The organism is Mycobacterium colombiense (genome assembly GCF_003284975.1).
In the GTDB taxonomy this organism is placed as follows: Bacteria; Actinomycetota; Actinomycetes; order Mycobacteriales; family Mycobacteriaceae; genus Mycobacterium; species Mycobacterium europaeum_A.
In genome coordinates this window covers 1-16,908 of record NZ_QMEU01000101.1, presented here as the reverse complement: position 1 = coordinate 16,908, position 16,908 = coordinate 1, and the positions used below count along the sequence as shown (strand labels likewise).

The following is a 16,908-nucleotide window of genomic DNA, read 5'->3' as shown; positions in this document are numbered from 1 at the left end:
GCCACCCGATCGGGCGGTCGAGCCACCCACGTACGAGGATTTCTCCACGATCAGCACCGACAGCCCCGACTCGTGGGCGGCCAGCGCCGCGGCCATGCCCGTGCCGGAGCCGACGACGAGCAGGTCGACGCATGTGTCGCCCACAGGAAGTCCGGCGGGAATCGTCGCGCTGTGCGTCCTCACGTCCGCAACGGTAGGCCGCAACCTCGCCCGGCGGGACGAGCAATCCTGATCAGTGGAACAAGGGGTCCCGCGGACGGGCCGCGGCGAGTTTAATCAGGCCTATGACGTCGCACACCGAGGCCGACGAAGTCCGCCTGATCGAAGCGCAGGCCGCCCCGACGCGGTTCGCCCGCGGCTGGCACTGCCTGGGCCTGCTCCGGGACTTCGGGGACGGCAAGCCCCACGCGATCAACGCCTTCGGGCAAAAACTCGTCGTCTTCCGCAGCGCAGACGGCACCATCAACGTGCTCGACAGCTATTGCCGGCACATGGGCGGCGACCTGTCCCAGGGTGAGGTCAAGGGCGACGAGATCGCGTGCCCCTTCCACGACTGGCGCTGGGGCGGCGACGGCCGCTGCAAACAGGTGCCCTACAGCCGCCGCACCCCCAAACTGGCTCGCACCCAAGCCTGGACGACGCTGCAGCAGGACGGCTTGCTGTTCGTGTGGAACGACCCGGAGCGCAAACCGCCGCCGCCGGAGGTGACGATCCCGCGCATCGAGGGTGCCACCAGCGACCAGTGGACCGACTGGCACTGGTACACCACGGTGGTGGGGAGCAATTGCCGCGAAATCATCGACAACGTCGTCGATATGGCGCACTTCTTCTACATTCACGGCTCGTTGCCGACGTACTTCAAGAACATCTTCGAAGGCCATGTGGCCACGCAATACATGAACGGTGGAAGCCGGCCCGACATGGGTGGCACCGGATCGCAGATGCTGGGGACGACGTCGGTGGCGTCCTACTACGGCCCCTCGTTCATGATCGACGACCTGACCTACCACTATGAGCATGGCGACGCCAAGACCATCCTGATCAACTGCCATTACCCGATCGACTCGAATTCCTTTGTGCTGCAATATGGCATCATCGTGAAGAAGTCGGACACGCTGCCCCACGATCAGGCCATGCAGACCGCGATCACCCTCGGCGACTACGTCAAGCTCGGCTTCGAGCAGGACGTGGAGATCTGGCGGCATAAGGCCCGCATCGACAACCCGCTGCTGGTCGAAGAGGACGGCCCGGTTTATCAGTTGCGCCGGTGGTATCAGCAGTTCTATGTCGACGCCGCCGACGTGCAGCCAGACATGGTGGACCGCTTCGAATTCGAGCTCGACACCACCCGCCCCTACGAGGCGTGGATGAAAGAGGTCGAGGCCAACATGGCGGCCCAGGCCTGATGTCTGCGGAACCGTTTCTGCGCGAGGATAATCGACTCGACGAGATGCCGATGGTGCCGGTGACGTGCCGCAACTGCGGTGCGCGGGTGCTGGCCCGAAAGAGCAGCTGGAACCAGACCAGCGTGCAATGGGACGCGGGCGCTTCGGCGCGCTGCATCGAGCGCCGTGACGCCGAACGCCTGGCCGGCCATCACAGCGGGCCGTTCCTGGCCTGTGACGCACTGCGGGAGTCGATCCAGCTCGCGGTGGCTACGGGAGAATTGGCGATCGTCGACGCCTGAGCGGTCGGCGGCATTCATCACGCCGGCTGGAAGGCGCTGACCGGGGCGTCCTCCGGGTAGACGGCAGGGCCGCCCAGGTCGTAGGCGGCGTTGAGCGCGCCGATGAACGCCGGATCGTGCAGCGGTTCGCTGGGGATGTCGAGCGTGATGCCCTTGGTCTCGAGGTCGTCCACCATGATGTCGATGGCCTTCGCGACGGTCAGGTCGTCCGAACCTTCCATGTTCTTTTTCAGCTCGTCGTAGTCGGCGAACACTTCGGCCGACCAATGCACCAGAAACCGGAGTTCGTCGGTGTGATGGCGGGCGATCACGTCCTCGCCGTTCTTCAGTAGCCAATGCTCGCGGCTGGCGGGGTCCCCGGCGAACACGGTGCCGAAGGCCAGGCCCGGCGGAACCTGTTGATCCAGCGGGCCATTCGCCTCACCGCGGTGCACCATCATCTCGTTCTGCACCACCACGCCGCGGTTGTTGATCGGGGGCACGATGCGCTGGGGCGCCCTGAGCGGTCCATGCGGCCAGTAGGTGAAGCCGCTGCCGGCGTCGAGTGAGAACCAGGTGATGACCTGCGCCATCTTGATCAGGTAGTCGCCGAACAGGCCGGATTTGCCCATGACGCTGGTCAGCCACGTCGGGGCGTTTTCATGGCGCACTCCGCGGAAGCTCGGCGAATCCAGATGGCCGGGGTCGCGGTTGGCACACGGGCCATTGATGTTGAACAGCATCAACTGTGGCTTGGCGTATTCGGCGCTCCAGTACCTCTTGGCCATCTCCAGGAAGCGCTCGTTGTAGAAGCAGTCATGCAGTTGCGGGTAGAGCACCGCGCCGTAGTTGGCGAGGTAACCGCGGAACGTCGGGGTCAGGAACAAATCCAGCGAGGGGGTGAACCCTTCGGGAAACATGCCGCTCATCGTCGCCATCAACTCGTCGGCCGAAGCGAAATGCTGGGCAATGATCAGCTTCCAGGGACCTTCGCTGTGGACCACGTCGAGAAGGCGCTCACGCTGGTCGTCGGTGTAGACGTTGTCGATTTCGCGGGGCGGCGCGGCCGGCCGCAACACGTCGGAAAGCTCCATCCGGCGCTCGTCGGTGAGCATCAGCAGTCTCCTTTACGGTCAGGATCGGTCGATTGTGCGCAGCGCTATTGCGCTTTGGCGCACGGCTGTCCGGTGATCGGGACGTCAAACCGAAGCGGATTCGCGAACTTGGCCCACAGCAACGCCCCGATCTCCGCGACGGCCAGCCGACCCCGCGCGGTCGCATCCGAGCGCATCAGAAAGCCGTGGTACATGCCGGGATAGCGGGTGACGGTGGTCTGCACGCCGGCGGCGCGGAGCCGGTCCGCGTAGCGCTCACCCCAGTCCCGGATGGGGTCGCAGCCCCCGGTGACCACGATCGCCGGCGGTAGGCCCGAGAGGTCGGCCGCATACGCCGGGACCAGATACGGGTCGGTGGGCGGCCCGGCACCGGCGTCGACAAGCTCGTGCATGTAGGCGATGTCGTCGCGGGTGAGCAGCGGCGCATCGGGCATCAAAGTGACTGAGGCAACGGCCATGTCGCGGTCCAAGCCGGGATACAGCAGCACCTGCGCGCAGATGGGCGGTCCGTGGCGATCGCGCGCGGCCAGGGCGACCGCCGCCGCGAGCGAGCCACCGGCACTGTCGCCGATTACCGCGAGCCGATCGGCGTCGACGCGCAATTCGCCGGCGTTGCGCGACACCCACTCGGTGGCGGCGTAGGCGTCGTCGAACTGCGCGGGTGGCGCTGCCTCCGGGGCCAGCCGGTAGTCCACGGCCACGACGGTGGCCGCTGACGCCGCGGCGAGCTCACGCGCCAGCGGCTCGAACGAGTGGTTGGATCCCATCACCAGTCCGCCCCCGTGCAGATACACCAAGACCGGCGCGTCGGAAACCGTTGTCGGACGGTAGATTCTGACGGGGATGCCACCCGCGACGCCCGGCGCGAGCGTCTCGGTGACGCCGGCCATCTCGGGCAGCGTCTCGGGCAGCGGCGCGGACTCCAGTCCGGCACGCACCGCCGCAAGGCCTCGTTGCCGCATCGAAGCGATCTCGCCGAACGAGGCGACCCGGGCGGCCGCGTCGGGATCCAGTGCGTAGCAGGTCATGTCAGCGTCATGTCAGCGTCACGTCAGGCGCCTCGGTGCTGAACCGCGTCTCGGTTCGCAGCAGTGGGGGCCGTTGCGCGACAAGTACATTGGCCCGCTCGGCCATCGCCGCACCGACGCTGTCCGGATGGGTGTGCAGGTAGAACCGGCCCTGCGCGGATTGCCGAAAGATCGCCTCGGCGGCCTCCAGTGGATCCATGGACGCGGCGGCCTTGATACCGAGCATGCTCGAGCGGTGGGTTTCGGCGGCGGCCGCGTCGCCGGCCGCGTCCGGATCGACGCCGCCGGCGGACTCGAAGATGTTGGAGCGCACCGGCCCGGGCAGCACGGCCTGGACGTGAATGTGATGGTCGTGCCCGGTGGCCTGCACCTCGAGATGCAGGCATTCGGTCAAGGACAGCACCGCGTGCTTGCTCACGATGTAGGGCGCCTGCAACGGCATCGCCACCACAGCGCCCACCGATGCGATGTTCCACACCCATGCCTGCTCGTCGGCGGCCATCATCTTGGGCAGAAACGCGCGCACTCCGTAGAAGACACCGCTGACGTTGATGTCCATCACGCGCCGCCAGTTGGCCACCGGGGTGTCCCACAGGTAGCCGAACTGTTCGACGCCCGCGTTGTTCACCAGCAGGCGCACCGGACCGAGGTCGCGATAGGTGCGGTCGGCGAGGGCCTGCACGGCGCCGGGATCGCGCACGTCGCAGACGACGTCGTGGGCCGCGCCGGGTCCCGCGGTCAGTTCGTCGCGCAGCGCCGCAATGGCGTTCCCGTCGATGTCGGCCAGCACCACCGTCATGCCCAGCCGGCGGGCGTACCGGGCCAGGCCGGCGCCGATACCGGACCCGGCACCGGTGATCACCGCGATTCCGCCCCCGAAGGCCCGCTGTACGTTCATTGCTATGAGCCGGTGCGGCTTTCGGCGCGCAGTTCCGCGAGAGGCACCGAGTTGGTGGCGTCCAGAATCACGTCCATCTCGGTGAACTGAAGCCCGTCGGCGCCACGCCGGACGCCGACGTTGACCACCCCGCTGGACACCGCGAACGGCACGAAGTCGGCGATCTGGTTGACGAAGATGTAGAACCGGGCGCGGGTGACATCCCCGTCAGAGCCGGTGCGGTGCAGGTTGGTGGCGTGGTGGCGCAACGGGTACGGGCTCTGCTTGCGGTGCTCCGACAGCCATTCCAGCACCGCGTCGCGACCTTGCAGCTCCGGTGACATCAATTCCTCGAAAGGGCTTGCGCCGGAATCGCTTCGGGTCACGTAGCGCACGTCGTCGGCGTAGCTCGCCGCCAGCGCGTCGTAGTCGGCCTCGTCGTAGCGATACCAGAAGGACGCGATGAACTCCTGCAATTCCGGCAGCGTGATGTCGTCGCTCATGGCGCCAGTCAACTCCGACGATGCCCTCGCCAACACCTCGGCTGCCCGGTCAGTGGAACACGGTGTGGGGCTCAGCCGGTGATGAGGCCCCACAGGTCACCGGCGCTCGCGTAGAGCGCGGCGTCGGTGACCTGTTCGTCCCAATAACGCAGCGAGCCGAACTCCGAACGCCAGGCCAGCGCCGCCCGGGTGAACTCGTGCAACCGGTGCTCACGGGTGGTGCCGATCGCGCCGTGTACCTGGTGGGCGTTGCGCACCACCACCGACGTCGCGTGGCCGGCGCACGACCGCGCCGCGGCGACAAGGAAATTCAGGTCGGGTGTCGACCATGCACCGACGACCGCGGCGTGCAGCGCGGCCTCGGTCGCCGCTCGGGCGAGCGCGGCCTCCACGGCGACATCGGCGATCAGGTTCTGCACGGCCTGGAATTTGGACAGGGTGCGGCCGAACTGGACCCGTGTAGTCACGTGCTCGACGCACATCTGCAGGATCCGGTCCAGGGCGGCACTGATTTGGATGGACCGCACCAGGGCGCCTTTCAACCGCAGCTGGGCGAGCACGGCCGCGGTGACGGGGACGCCTCGCAGGCTCGCCGGGTCGGCGGCGACCGTGTCGCGAGGCTCGCCGATCAGGTTGGTGCCCGGGGTGATCGTGAGTTGGCCGGCGGCGACGTCGGCGACGTGGCGTCCACCCTCGGCTCGCCAGACCACCACGATCCGGTCGGCCGAGGCCGCCCAGGGCACCTCGGCCGCGCCGCCCTGGTTGTCGAGCACACACACGGTCCGCACCGCGCCGTCGGTGGGTATTCCGCTGGTTTCCAGCAACCAGCACGCCAATAAATCGTGTTCTGCCAACGGGATTCGGACACCGTGATCAACCGCCGCGGCCAGCAGTTCGGCCGCTTCATACCAGCCGGCCCCGCTCTGCCGCCGCGCTGTTCCGGACCGGTCAAACGCACCAGGCCGAGCTCGTCGAGGTGCCGCCACAGGTCCGGATCCCGCCGGATCGGGGTGGAGGGCGGATGCTTGTCACGATGACCGGCGAAGACCGCGCCCATCATGTCGACGAGAGCCCCGTCGACCGGCGACCCGGCGCTCATCGCAGGCCCAGTCCGCGCGCGATGACGCCGCGCAGGATCTCGTTGGTGCCGCCGCGAAGCGTGAAGCCGGGCCGCTGATCCACGGACTGGCGTGCCAGGTGGGCGAACAGCGGATCGGGGGAGTCCAGGGAATCGGCGAATTCCGCGATGTCGCCTTCGGTAACGGTGCCCAGCACCTTGACCACGGCGGCGGGTAGGTCCGCGGGCTCGTGTCGTTCCAGCGCACCGGCCACCGCGGTGGACATCTGATGCAGGCCGGCAACGCGCGCCACCAGTCGCCCCAGGTCCGGATCGCGGGGAATGGTGTTGGCCGCCATGCGATCCGCGCAGGCCGCCAGCAGGACAAACGTGGAAAGGAACCGCTCGGGTCCGCTGCGTTCGAAGGCGAGCTCGGAGGTCACCTGCTGCCAGCCGTTGCCGATCTCACCGAACACCATGGCGTCGGGGACGAACGCCGAATCCAGGACGACTTCGTTGAAGTGGTGGGCGCCGTTCATCGATACGATCGGCCGGATCTCGATGCCGGGCTCGCGCAGGTCGACGATGAACTGGCTCAGCCCGGCGTGCCGATTCGCCGGGTCCACCGGCGCGGTGCGCGCCAGCACGATGAACGCGTGCGCGAGGTGGGCGCCCGAAGTCCAGACCTTCGTGCCGGTCAGCGACCAGCCGCCGTCGACGCGGGTCGCGCGGGTGCGCACGCTGGCCAGGTCGGAGCCCGAGTCCGGCTCGCTCATCCCGATGGCGAAGTAGCACTCGCCGCGCACGATGCGGGGCAGGAACTTTCGCTTCTGTTCTGCGGTGCCGTATTTGAGTAGCGAGGGCACGATTTGGCGGTCGGCGATCCAGTGCGCGGCCACCGGCGCGCCCGCGGCAAGCAGTTCCCCGGTCACGACGAATCGTTCGATGAAAGAGCGCCCATGGCCGCCATATTCGGGCGGCACCGTCATGCCCAGCCAGCCACGACCGGCGAGCGCGGCGGTGAAGGTCTCGTCCCACCCCGTCAGCCAGGCATCGACCGACGGGGTGAACGCGCCCGCCGCCAGTTGGTCGGCGAGGAAGTCGCGCACCTCGTTGCGCAACTCGTCGGTCGTAGCGGCGTCGATGCTGGCGGGTGGCACCAGACGCGGCAGAGGTGAGCTCATGTGGGCAACTGTAGTGAGCGGCGCTGCTTCGAGATCAACTGAACGCGTGCTGCTCAACACCGAAGCGCTCCCGCAGCAGCCGTTTGAGCAGTTTTCCGCTGGGGTTCTTGGGCAGCGCATCCACGAAGAAGACACGTTTGGGCGCCTTGAATCCGGCCAGGTGTGCACGGCAGTGAGACAACAGTTCGTCCTCGGTGAGGGCGGTGCCGTCGCGGGGGACGACGGCGGCCGCCACCGCCTCCACCCACACCGGGTGGGGCAGGCCGAACACGGCGACCTCGTAAACACCGCTGTGGCGGTAGAGGACTTCCTCGACCTCGCGGCTGGCCACGTTCTCGCCACCGGTCTTGATCATGTCCTTCTTGCGGTCGACGACGTGCAGCAGTCCGTGTTCGTCGTAGTAGCCGAGGTCGCCGGAGTGGAACCAGCCGCCCTTGAACGCCGCCGCGGTGCGTTCCGGGTCGTTGAGGTAGCCCGACGTCAAATGCGGGCTGCGGTGGGCGATCTCGCCGACCACCCCGGTGGGGAGGGGGTTGTCGTCGTCGTCGAGGATCGCCGTTTCGACGTTGATTACCGGCCGACCGGCCGAACCGCCGTGGGTATCCTGCTCGTCGGGACCCAACGCGCAGGCCAGCGGGGCCAGCTCGGTCTGGCCGTAGAAGTTCCACAGCCGCAGGTGGGGCAGCCGCTCGCGGATCTCGCGCAGGATTTCCGCGGGCATCGCCGAGGCGCCGTAGTAGCCCTTGCGCAGGCTGGACAGGTCCACCCGGTCGAACACCGGTGAGCGGAGCAGCGAGATCCACACGGTCGGCGGAGCGAAATAGTTGGTGACGCGGTAGCGCTCGATCGTGCGCAGCACCGCTTCGGGATCGGGGCGCGGCAGGATGATGCTGGTCGCGCCGAGGTAGACATCCGTGGCCAGGAAGTTGTCCAGCTGGGCGCAGTGATACAGCGGGAGCGAATGGATTTCGACGTCGTCGTGTGACATTTCGCCGGCGACGATCGTGCTGACGTACTGCCACATCAGGCTGCGGCTGGTGTGGATGGCGGCCTTGGGACGCGATTCGGTGCCGCTGGTGTACATCAGCCGCACGGGCTGGTCGTCGTCGATGTGCGGGTTCGGGACCGGTGCGTCGGTCGTCAGCCACTGGGCGTAGTCCGCCCACCCGGGCACGCCCCGGTGTCCCCTCGGCACCAGGGCGACTTTGGTCCTGACCACGCCGCCTAGCCGAATCGCCTGGTCGGCGGTCGGCGTCAGGTCCGCAGCGACGACGAGGCCGCCGACCCGACTGTGCTCGAGGATGTAGGCGATCTCCTCGGCGGTCAGCATGAAGTTGATCGGGACCAACACCACTCCCGCGCGCGCCGTCGCGAACGCCAGCACGGCGTACTGCCAGCAGTTGCGTGACAAGAGGCCAAATCGGCTCCCGGGCCCAAAACCGCTGTCGTGCAACGCCGCCGCGGTCCGGTCCACCAGGTCGTCGAATTCGGCGAAGGTCAGCACGACGTCGTCGTCGATGATCGCGACCTTGTGCGGGTGCCGGCGGGCCGATCGCCGGGGAATATCGCCGAGCCCGTGGCTACGTGCCCGTTCGATCATGACGTCGAGGTCATCGGACTGCATGCCGGTCACGGTAAGCGCCAACGCCCGCACGCGGGTCGTTCACGTCCCGCTGAGTAGGCAGGGGCCTCCCAAGCGCGCTGAACCGCACCGATACTCGCTGGCATGAGCACTGGTGTCCCCGTCACGACCGAGAACGCCGGAGTGGCGGGCTCCGATCCCCACGACGTCGGCGAGTTGCGGGCCAACCTGCGTCAGGGCGATCCGGGGGTGCTCGTCGCCGTGTTGGCGCAGCTGACCGGGGACCCGACCGTCGCCGCGCGGTTCGGGCCGAAAATCACCCATGTACCCAACCCGCCGGAGCAGGCGGGCGTCACCGATCCGGAGACGGCCGCTCGGCTGATCGACGAGATCGTCGCGGCACTGCGGGCACCGCGCCGAGCGGGCGCGGTACCCGCCGACGACCTCGACCTGTTCGCTCGCGTGGCGCCCATCGCGCTGGGCGGCGAGGTCGGCCCGGAGTATCTCGGACTGCTCCTCGAGCAAAGCGGATTCCAGCCCTCCCAACCGGTACTTCCGCGCACCGCGAAACTCCCGGCGGGTTTCCGGGTCGTCATCATCGGCGCGGGCATCGCCGGCATCACCGCGGCGCTCGCCTGCGCGGACGCCGGCATCGAGTACCAGATCATCGAGCGAAACGACGAGGTGGGTGGCACCTGGTACACCACCAGGTATCCCGGAATCGGGGTGGATACGCCCTCGGCGTATTACTCGTTGTCGCGCGACATCAACGGCGACTGGTCGAGCTATTACCCGCAGGGTGCGGAATATCAGGCCTACCTGGTATCGGTGGCGAACAAGAACGACCTGCGCAGGCACATCCGATTCGGCACCGTGGTCGAAGCGTTGCGGTGGGACGAGCGACGCCGGCACTGGCAGATCCACTCCGTCGGCCCGGACGGAACACGCGACGTCGATTATGCGAACGTGATGATTCCGGCCGCCGGCTATCTCAATCGGCCGCGCTGGCCGGATCTGGCCGGGCGCGAGACGTTTTCGGGAATCTCCATACATTCCGCGCAGTGGGACCCGGAGCTGGATCTCGCGGGTAAGAGGGTCGCTATCATCGGAGCCGGTTGCACCGCGGTCCAGATCGTCGATGCCTGCGTGGACCGGGTTGCGCACATGACGGTGTTCCAACGCCAGCCGCACTGGGTCGCGCCGCGTCGGCGGTCCTCCGACGACGTCCCCGCCCACCAGCGCTGGCTGTGCAGCCGACTGCCGCACTACGCCAACTGGATTCGGCTCAAGTCCTACTGGGGAACTTCGGACAACAACTACCCGGTCATCCTGCACGACCCGCAGTGGGCGGCCGAACACCTGTCGATTTCGCCGGCCAACGACGTATTGCTGCAGATGTGTCTGGATTACATCGATCGCGTGTTCGGCGCGGGCAGCGACCTCGCCCGCAAAGTGACGCCAGACTTCGCCCCCTACGGCAAGCGGATCATCCGCGATCCCGGCGGCTACTACGCGGCGCTGGTCCGCGAACACGTGGACGTCGAGGTCGGCGAACCGGCCCGGGTCAACGAGGCCGGAATCGTCACGGCCGACGGCCGGCAACTCGACCTGGACGTCATCGTCTACGCGACCGGCTACCACCTGGATTTCCTTTCCACCGTGGATATCCGGGGGCGCGAGGGCCAAAGGCTGACCGACGAGTGGGGCAACGCCCCCCGGGCCTATCGGGGCGGGATGGTGCCCGGATTCCCGAATTTGTTCATCTCCTCGGCCCCGAACTACAGCCCGGGACACGGTGCCGGTCACAACTTCGGTGTCGAGGTGATGGTGCACTACGTGATGGAATGCCTGCAGTTGATGGCGCTACGGCAGGCCTCCGCCGTGGAGGTGACGCGGCGCGCCTACGAAAGCTACGCCGCGAACATCGATGCGGCCATGGCGGGCACCGTGTGGTGCCACACCCCGTCGGCGCACACCTACTATCGCTCGGGTGGAGGCCGGATTGTGACCGCCTTCCCATACCGTCTCGTCGACTTCTGGCGCGACCACCGCGCGCCGATCGAAGCGGATCTCGAGCTGCGATGAGCGGGTTGCTGTGCGACAAAACGGCTTTGGTGACCGGCAGTAGCCGCGGTATAGGCCGCGCGATCGCACAGCGCCTCGCCGCCGAGGGTGCCACGGTGGCGGTGACCGCACGATCGCACTCGCCGTCGCCCTCGACACGGGCCGCCTCCACCACCGCTCTGCCAGGCACCATTGGTGAAACGGTGGCGGCCATCGAGGCCGCCGGCGGCTCGGCGTTTGCCATCGCGGCCGACCTCGAGGACGCTGGGCAGCGTGACGGTTTGGTCGATGCGGTCCTGGACCGCACGGGTCGCATCGACATCCTGGTCAACAACGCCGGTTTCGCCGACTATGCGTTGGTCGAGGAGATGAGCCTGGATACGTTCGATCGCACCGTCGACCACTACCTTCGCATTCCGTTCGCGCTGACGAAAGCGGTTGTCCCGCAGATGCGTAAGGTTGGGGCGGGGTGGATCGTCAACATCGGGTCGGTCACCGGCGTGGCCCCGGTGCGGCCGTACCGGGAATACAACAAGACGTCAGGTGACGTCGTCTACGCCTCCATGAAGGCCGCCCTGCACCGGTTCACCCAGGGGGTGGCCGCCGAGCTGCTGGACGCCAATATCGCCGTGAATTGCGTCGGACCGTCGACGGCGGTCTGCACACCCGGTGCCGCGCAACTGATCCCGGACTCGTTTCCTACCGAACCGGTGGAGTATTTGGCCGAGACCGTGCTGGCGATGTGCCACCTGCCCGCCGCGACCCGCACGGGTTTGGTCGCGTTCAGCCTGCACTATCCCTGGTCGCAGCGACTACCGGTGCACAGCCTGGACGGCGCGCAGGTGTTGCCGCCGTTGGAGCCGCCGGTGACCGCCAATCCGAACGTCCTTCCCGCCGGGGTCTAGATCAGAACCGGGTCGGCGATGGGGCAGAAGCTGTGGCATATCCGGTCCCGGACGATCACGTCGGTGGTCTCGGGGTCGAACCAGCGGTCCACCACCGCCCAGTGCACAGGGTGCATCAGGTAGGGACCCGTCACCGCCTCGACGTCGGCGAACTCCTGCTCGAACACGTGTGTCCAGGAAGACGTTCCGTGCGCCGCGGATACGCGGCTCAGCTGCCAGGCACGGATCGCCGGTAGATAGCGCGGCATCGAAGACAGGTCGCGCTCGAATTGGGCGAGGGTGGCATCGGGTGTGTCCGGCTGCACGCGCAGCAGCAGTGCCCGGTAGACCGTGCCGGCCGGCTCGCCGCAGCGGGTGGGCGTGCCCCCGTAGTCGACTCCGTTGACCCCATTTACCGCCGGATCGGCCAGCACGGCAGCGAGAGCCTTTGTCGCGCAGTCACATTGATCTTCGGTCGCGAACCGCAGATGCACCAGGATGTCGCCGCCGTTGCGCGAGCCGGGCAGTGTCGGTTGCACCACCGAGCGCAGCGGCGTCGTCACACGGGCGGCCGTGCGCAGCGCCTCGAGGATCCGGTCGCGATCGGCCCCGGCGACGTCGATCAGTCGCGTGAGGTTATACATCGCACAGGCCGTCGACGTCGTCGGCCCTCGCGGCGAAGGTCCGGGACCGCTCGGTGACCAATTCGTCGATGCGCGACCACCATTCGCCCAGCGTTGGGTCCGGCCGGCCTTTCCACGTCATCTCCCACCATGCCCGGGCACCGGGCAGGGTCCAGGTCGCCGTGATGACGTTGGCGTCGTCGTCGAACCAGATCGGCGGGCTCACCAGGATGTCGCGCAGCGTCATTCCCCGGGCCCGCGCGCCGGGGGCGTAGTCGGCGAGGTAGGCGTCGACGAATCGGCGAGCGCACCCGGGCCGGGTGACTACCCGGTCGATCACGAAGACTTCGCCGTCGCCCATGAGCCGACCGTATGACATCCGGCGGACGCAGCGGCGCCGGCTCCCGACCACCGGGAACCTCCGGTCAACCGTCGAAGCCGGCGCGTTACCGCCGCAGCAGATCGGCCAGCGCTGCGGCGGCTTCGTTGCGCGCCCGGCGCGCGAGGTCGAGCATCGGCATCGTCATGAACCCGTGGATGCCGCCCTCGTACCGCAATTGCCGGGTGGGGACGCCGGCCGCCTCGAGCGCGGCGCCGAAGGCCAATCCTTCGTCGCGCAGCGGGTCGTGGCCGGCGACCACCAGCACGGCGGGCGGTAGTCGGTGTAGGTCGGCGTTCAGCGGTGAGGCGTAGGGGTGTGCGCGATCTTCGCTCGATGGCACATAGCAATCCCAGTACCACCGCAGTGCCGGCTTCGGGTTGTAGTAGCCCTGGCCGAACAGCCGGTAGGACTCGGTGTCGAAATCGGGCGCGATCACCGGGTAGATCAGCAGCTGGGCTGCCGGCATCGGGCCGCCGCGGTCGCGAGAGATGACCGTGGTCACCGCGGCCAGATTGCCGCCGGCGCTGTCGCCCCCCACGACCAGACGCCCGGGATCGGATCCGAACGCGGCGGCGTTGTCATAGGCCCAGCACGCCGCGGCGTACACGTCCTCGACCGCCGCCGGCCAGGTGTTCTCCGGGGCCAACCGATAGCCAACTGAAACCACCACGGCGGGAACAAGGTTGGCCAGATTACGGCACAGGTCGTCGTGACTGTCCAGGTCGCAAAACACAAACCCCCCACCGTGGGCATACACGACGACGGGCAGTGGTCCCGCCGCCTCGGGCCGGTAGATCCGCACGCAGATGGGACCGCCCTGACCCTCGATCGAGCGATCGGTGACCTCGGCGACGGGTTCGGGCCGCGCCGGCGGTACCAACCTGGACCGGATCAGCGCGCGGGCCTCGGCGCCGCTCATCTGATGAACCGGTGGGAACCCACTGTCCAGTTGCTCGATGATCGCGGCGATCTGCGGGTCGAGCCTCATGCGTACTGCAACGCGGGGCGCGGCGCGAGACGCAGCGGACGCAGGGGTTGCAGGGTGGGCGCGACGCGTTGCGGGCCGTCCTCGGCGTGGCGCCAGATGCCCATCGCGGTCATCCGGACCGGGGCGATCAATCGCTGGTCGAACGTCATCCGGTTCATCGGACCGCACACCGACACCGCCGCGACGGCTTCACCCGGGTTGCCGATGGGCGCTGCCACACAACCGAATCCGAGCAGGGATTCCTCGCGCTCGAAGGCGACGCCGCGCGCGCGCACCCGGGACAGTTCGACCGCCAGCTGCGAGCCGGTGGCGATCGAGTACTTCGTGCTGTGGACCCGCAAATCCACCGGGGCGTCCTGCTCGCGATAGGCCAGCATCGCCTTGCCGACGGCGGTGCAATGCGCGGGCTGGCGGCCGCCGACCCGGGTGGGGATTGGCGCCAGCGGAGAATCGCCGACCTTGTCGAGGTAGACGACGTCGGGTCCGTCGAGGACGGCCAAATGCACGACGAGCCCGGTCGCGCGGTGCAATTCACCCAGCAGCGGGGCGGCCGCACGCACCAGGCGGTCCTGATGCACGGCGAGCGAGCCCAACTCGACCAGGCGCATGCCCAGCTCGTAGTCGCGGCCGCTGCGCCGCAGCCAGCGCAGCTGCACCAGACGTTCGAGCATCCGGTGCGCCGACGAGCGGGGCAGGCCGGTGCGCCGGACGATCTGGGCCAGCGTGAGGCGCCCGGGTCCGTCGAATGCGTCCAGGACGAGCGTGATGCGGTCGATGACCGCGGTGGGGGTTTCGGCGGGCGCTGACACTGAGCCTCCTGGCTGGCATATTCCTATTAGGAATACATGTCTACCACATGAGGGTGGTCCGCGTCACATACCTTGAGCCCGCGAGCGTAAGCCAGGGGCTACGGTAGATCCCGCGCACCCGGATCCGATGAGTCCCGGACGGGGCGCGCGAGCAATTCCAGCAGCGCCGCCGTCACCTGTTCGGGGCGTTCCTCCATGACGAAGTGATCGGCGCCGGCAATCCGGGTGAGCGTCGCGGCCGGAATGCGCCCCGCGAGTTCTCGGCCCGTCGCAAAGGGAATGGTGCGATCCCGGTCGCCCCAAATGATCGCCGTCGGACAATCGATCCGCTCCAACCCGGCGGCCAATTCGGGCACGGCGGGCACCCGGTAGTTACGGAAAAAGTCAACGAACGTTTGCCGCCCGCGCGACGTGTCCATCCATCCCAAATACTCGGCTTCGAGGGCGTCGTCGAAGCACCCGAGCCGACGGTACGGGGCCAACGCAACGTGATGCAGCCGGCGTAGCGGAAGCCTGCGCACGACGCCGGGAGCATGAGTCACGGCCCAGCGTTGTTGAAGCAGGAAACGATAGAACATCGGTCGAAAGACCTTGTGCGCGCGTGAGTTCAGCACCGCCAGGCGCATGACTTTTTGCGGGTGGCGCAGCACATAACCCAAACCGAGGAACGCGCCGTAGTCGTGAGCGACCAGGTTGAACCGCCGCAGTCTCAGCGACTCGACGAGGCGATCGAGCCGTCCTACCTCGTTCTCATATGTCGCGGGTGTGTCGGGCGGATCGGAGCGCCCGAAGCCCGGCCAGTCGACGGCGATGACGCGGTGCCCCTCGGCCAATGCCGGAATCTGGTGACGCCAGCACGACGCGCTCTGGGGATAGCCATGCAACAGCAGCACCGCCTCCCCGTCGCCGGCTTCGACGCGAAAAAGGCTCATCAGCGGGCCGCCTTCGTCGAGGTGAGCACAACAGTGGCGGAGCGTTCGTTTGGCTGAACGCCGCCGCTATCAACCTTCGTCACTGCGGCTGAGGCGATCAACCATGTGGCGCGCGGATGGCCGAATCGGTGGGGAACCTGTCCTGTCGACGCCTCGAATCCAGGCCGGTGACCGCCATTCAAAAACAGCCTCGAACAACCAGTTTGGCAGATATTGACACGGCACCGTTCCTGATATCAAACTGGAACCGTTCCGTTCCCGAAGGAGGCCGTCGTGGTTGTTGACAAGGCGGTGTTGATCACCGGGGCCGCCAGCGGAATCGGCGCAAGCACGGCCCGCGCACTGTACCGCCGTGGCGCACGGCTCCTTCTCGTGGACGTCGATGGGCCCGCACTGCACGCGTTGGCAGAAGAATTCGGACCCGGCCGAAGCCTGGTTGTGCACGGCGATGTTCGCTTTCCCGACGCCATGCGAACGGCGGTCGATGCCGGCATTCGGCAGTTCGGTCGCCTTGATGCCGTCGTGGCCAACGCCGGCGTCGGCTCCTGGACGCCGGTGCTCGACATGCAGCCGGACCAGTTCCGCCAAGTCGTCGACATCAATCTCATCGGCCTGTTCAACACCGTCGGCGCCGCACTGCCCGCACTCGTCAGCGCAAAAGGGTACGTGCTGGTGGTCGCGTCGGTTGCGTCCTTCGTCGCTGCGCCAGGTCTGGCCGCTTACACGGCGAGCAAGGCGGGTGCGGAGCAGTTCGCCAACGCTTTGCGACTCGAGATGGCTTGGCGCGGCGTCGATGTCGGCTCGGCCCATATGTCGTGGGTCGACACCCCACTATTTCGGCGTGCCATGTCCGATTCTGCCGGCTTCGCCGCGATGCTGGCCACACTTCCGCGTCCGCTCAGGCGGACGCTGTCGGCGGATGACTGCGGCGAAAAGCTCGCCGAGGCGGTGCAGCGGCGGGCTGCCCGGGTTGCGATGCCCCGCTGGGTGGCGATGGCCCGCTGGGCGAAGCCGCTGCTGTCGACCCCGTTACTGGAACGTCAATTGCGCACACGGCTGGCGCAGGTCTTGGAGGACCATCGATGAACACCGATCGCGTTCGGGCCCGCACGGCGCTGGGCCACTACGCCAGGCTGCTGAGTCCCGACGCGCTGTCGGCCGCGCGCCTGCCTCTGCACCGCGATACCAAGATGCGGATCAAGCAACTGGGCCGG

The 16,908-nt window shown here is 67.6% G+C and carries 17 protein-coding genes and 1 pseudogene; 5 read left to right on the top strand and 13 right to left on the bottom strand.

The window, feature by feature from the left end:
* A partial coding sequence (locus DQP58_RS21835; protein WP_114149362.1) for an FAD-binding protein occupies positions 1 to 183 on the bottom strand: 183 nt, incomplete at its 3' end.
* 101 nt (positions 184 to 284) lie between these two features.
* Here DQP58_RS21835 and DQP58_RS21830 point away from each other — a divergent pair.
* Together DQP58_RS21830 and DQP58_RS21825 are read left to right on the top strand one after the other, a co-directional pair.
* A complete protein-coding gene (locus DQP58_RS21830; RefSeq protein ID WP_112710285.1) occupies positions 285 to 1,406 on the top strand; it encodes a Rieske 2Fe-2S domain-containing protein in 1,122 nt (373 codons plus the stop codon).
* Positions 1,406 to 1,687, top strand: a complete 282-nt coding sequence (locus DQP58_RS21825) for a ferredoxin (protein ID WP_112710283.1) — start codon at positions 1,406 to 1,408, stop codon at positions 1,685 to 1,687. The genes DQP58_RS21830 and DQP58_RS21825 overlap by 1 nt, the downstream gene beginning before the upstream one ends.
* A 17-nt stretch (positions 1,688 to 1,704) precedes the next feature.
* Here DQP58_RS21825 and DQP58_RS21820 read toward each other — a convergent pair whose 3' ends face one another.
* The 7 genes and pseudogenes from DQP58_RS21820 to DQP58_RS21790 all read right to left on the bottom strand — a co-directional run bounded on the left by DQP58_RS21820 (position 1,705) and on the right by DQP58_RS21790 (position 9,063).
* Positions 1,705 to 2,781 carry a hypothetical protein gene (locus DQP58_RS21820; RefSeq protein ID WP_112710281.1) on the bottom strand — a complete coding sequence of 359 codons (1,077 nt, stop codon included), beginning with the start codon at positions 2,779 to 2,781 and terminating at the stop codon, positions 1,705 to 1,707.
* 44 nt (positions 2,782 to 2,825) lie between these two features.
* The gene (locus tag DQP58_RS21815; protein WP_112710279.1) at positions 2,826 to 3,809 is read right to left on the bottom strand and encodes an alpha/beta hydrolase; all 984 of its coding nucleotides are present in this window, start codon (positions 3,807 to 3,809) and stop codon (positions 2,826 to 2,828) included.
* A gap of 7 nt (positions 3,810 to 3,816) precedes the next feature.
* Positions 3,817 to 4,707 (bottom strand): SDR family NAD(P)-dependent oxidoreductase, encoded by an 891-nt coding sequence (locus DQP58_RS21810; RefSeq protein WP_112710277.1) that lies wholly within the window; start codon positions 4,705 to 4,707, stop codon positions 3,817 to 3,819.
* Positions 4,708 to 4,709: 2 nt separating this feature from the next.
* Positions 4,710 to 5,189, bottom strand: coding sequence for a nuclear transport factor 2 family protein (locus tag DQP58_RS21805; RefSeq protein WP_112710276.1), 480 nt, complete (start codon positions 5,187 to 5,189; stop codon positions 4,710 to 4,712).
* A 71-nt stretch (positions 5,190 to 5,260) separates the two neighbouring features.
* A pseudogene (locus DQP58_RS21800) lies at positions 5,261 to 6,288 on the bottom strand (acyl-CoA dehydrogenase family protein).
* Positions 6,285 to 7,430, bottom strand: a complete 1,146-nt coding sequence (locus tag DQP58_RS21795; protein ID WP_112710274.1) for an acyl-CoA dehydrogenase family protein — start codon at positions 7,428 to 7,430, stop codon at positions 6,285 to 6,287. Before DQP58_RS21795 ends, DQP58_RS21800 begins: the two are co-directional and overlap by 4 nt.
* A 34-nt stretch (positions 7,431 to 7,464) precedes the next feature.
* Positions 7,465 to 9,063, bottom strand: a complete 1,599-nt coding sequence (locus DQP58_RS21790; RefSeq protein ID WP_112710287.1) for an acyl-CoA synthetase — start codon at positions 9,061 to 9,063, stop codon at positions 7,465 to 7,467.
* 93 nt (positions 9,064 to 9,156) lie between these two features.
* Between DQP58_RS21790 and DQP58_RS21785 the strand changes: the two genes are divergently transcribed.
* Positions 9,157 to 11,097: a flavin-containing monooxygenase gene (locus DQP58_RS21785; protein ID WP_112710273.1), complete on the top strand. Its 1,941-nt coding sequence runs from the start codon at positions 9,157 to 9,159 to the stop codon at positions 11,095 to 11,097.
* Positions 11,094 to 11,981, top strand: a complete 888-nt coding sequence (locus DQP58_RS21780; RefSeq protein WP_112710271.1) for an SDR family NAD(P)-dependent oxidoreductase — start codon at positions 11,094 to 11,096, stop codon at positions 11,979 to 11,981. Before DQP58_RS21785 ends, DQP58_RS21780 begins: the two co-directional genes overlap by 4 nt.
* On the opposite strand, the gene DQP58_RS21775 is transcribed toward DQP58_RS21780, so the two are convergent.
* From DQP58_RS21775 to DQP58_RS21755, 5 genes are all read right to left on the bottom strand, one after another.
* Positions 11,978 to 12,604, bottom strand: a complete 627-nt coding sequence (locus DQP58_RS21775; RefSeq protein ID WP_112710269.1) for a Dabb family protein — start codon at positions 12,602 to 12,604, stop codon at positions 11,978 to 11,980. The genes DQP58_RS21780 and DQP58_RS21775 overlap by 4 nt on opposite strands.
* Entirely contained in the window at positions 12,597 to 12,944 is a 348-nt protein-coding gene (locus tag DQP58_RS21770) for a hypothetical protein (protein WP_112710267.1), read from the bottom strand. The genes DQP58_RS21775 and DQP58_RS21770 overlap by 8 nt, the downstream gene beginning before the upstream one ends.
* Before the next feature lie 85 nt (positions 12,945 to 13,029).
* Positions 13,030 to 13,953, bottom strand: a complete 924-nt coding sequence (locus tag DQP58_RS21765) for an alpha/beta hydrolase (protein WP_112710266.1) — start codon at positions 13,951 to 13,953, stop codon at positions 13,030 to 13,032.
* Positions 13,950 to 14,762: an IclR family transcriptional regulator gene (locus DQP58_RS21760; RefSeq protein WP_112710264.1), complete on the bottom strand. Its 813-nt coding sequence runs from the start codon at positions 14,760 to 14,762 to the stop codon at positions 13,950 to 13,952. Before DQP58_RS21760 ends, DQP58_RS21765 begins: the two co-directional genes overlap by 4 nt.
* A gap of 98 nt (positions 14,763 to 14,860) precedes the next feature.
* The gene (locus tag DQP58_RS21755; protein ID WP_112710262.1) at positions 14,861 to 15,694 is read right to left on the bottom strand and encodes an alpha/beta fold hydrolase; all 834 of its coding nucleotides are present in this window, start codon (positions 15,692 to 15,694) and stop codon (positions 14,861 to 14,863) included.
* Positions 15,695 to 15,967: 273 nt separating this feature from the next.
* Between DQP58_RS21755 and DQP58_RS21750 the strand changes: the two genes are divergently transcribed.
* Positions 15,968 to 16,780, top strand: coding sequence for an SDR family oxidoreductase (locus DQP58_RS21750; protein WP_112710261.1), 813 nt, complete (start codon positions 15,968 to 15,970; stop codon positions 16,778 to 16,780).
* Positions 16,781 to 16,908: the final 128 nt, after the last annotated feature.

Excerpts from the sequence above, each read along its gene's own strand:
- DQP58_RS21765 (WP_112710266.1), bottom strand. The coding sequence starts at position 13,953 with ATGAGGCTCGACCCGCAGATCGCCGCGATCATCGAGCAACTGGACAGT.
- DQP58_RS21755 (WP_112710262.1), bottom strand. The coding sequence starts at position 15,694 with ATGAGCCTTTTTCGCGTCGAAGCCGGCGACGGGGAGGCGGTGCTGCTG.
- DQP58_RS21805 (WP_112710276.1), bottom strand. The coding sequence starts at position 5,189 with ATGAGCGACGACATCACGCTGCCGGAATTGCAGGAGTTCATCGCGTCC.
- DQP58_RS21825 (WP_112710283.1), top strand. The coding sequence starts at position 1,406 with ATGTCTGCGGAACCGTTTCTGCGCGAGGATAATCGACTCGACGAGATG.
- DQP58_RS21785 (WP_112710273.1), top strand. The coding sequence starts at position 9,157 with ATGAGCACTGGTGTCCCCGTCACGACCGAGAACGCCGGAGTGGCGGGC.
- DQP58_RS21770 (WP_112710267.1), bottom strand. The coding sequence starts at position 12,944 with ATGGGCGACGGCGAAGTCTTCGTGATCGACCGGGTAGTCACCCGGCCC.
- DQP58_RS21820 (WP_112710281.1), bottom strand. The coding sequence starts at position 2,781 with ATGCTCACCGACGAGCGCCGGATGGAGCTTTCCGACGTGTTGCGGCCG.
- DQP58_RS21810 (WP_112710277.1), bottom strand. The coding sequence starts at position 4,707 with ATGAACGTACAGCGGGCCTTCGGGGGCGGAATCGCGGTGATCACCGGT.
- DQP58_RS21815 (WP_112710279.1), bottom strand. The coding sequence starts at position 3,809 with ATGACCTGCTACGCACTGGATCCCGACGCGGCCGCCCGGGTCGCCTCG.
- DQP58_RS21775 (WP_112710269.1), bottom strand. The coding sequence starts at position 12,604 with ATGTATAACCTCACGCGACTGATCGACGTCGCCGGGGCCGATCGCGAC.
- DQP58_RS21795 (WP_112710274.1), bottom strand. The coding sequence starts at position 7,430 with ATGAGCTCACCTCTGCCGCGTCTGGTGCCACCCGCCAGCATCGACGCC.
- DQP58_RS21780 (WP_112710271.1), top strand. The coding sequence starts at position 11,094 with ATGAGCGGGTTGCTGTGCGACAAAACGGCTTTGGTGACCGGCAGTAGC.
- DQP58_RS21830 (WP_112710285.1), top strand. The coding sequence starts at position 285 with ATGACGTCGCACACCGAGGCCGACGAAGTCCGCCTGATCGAAGCGCAG.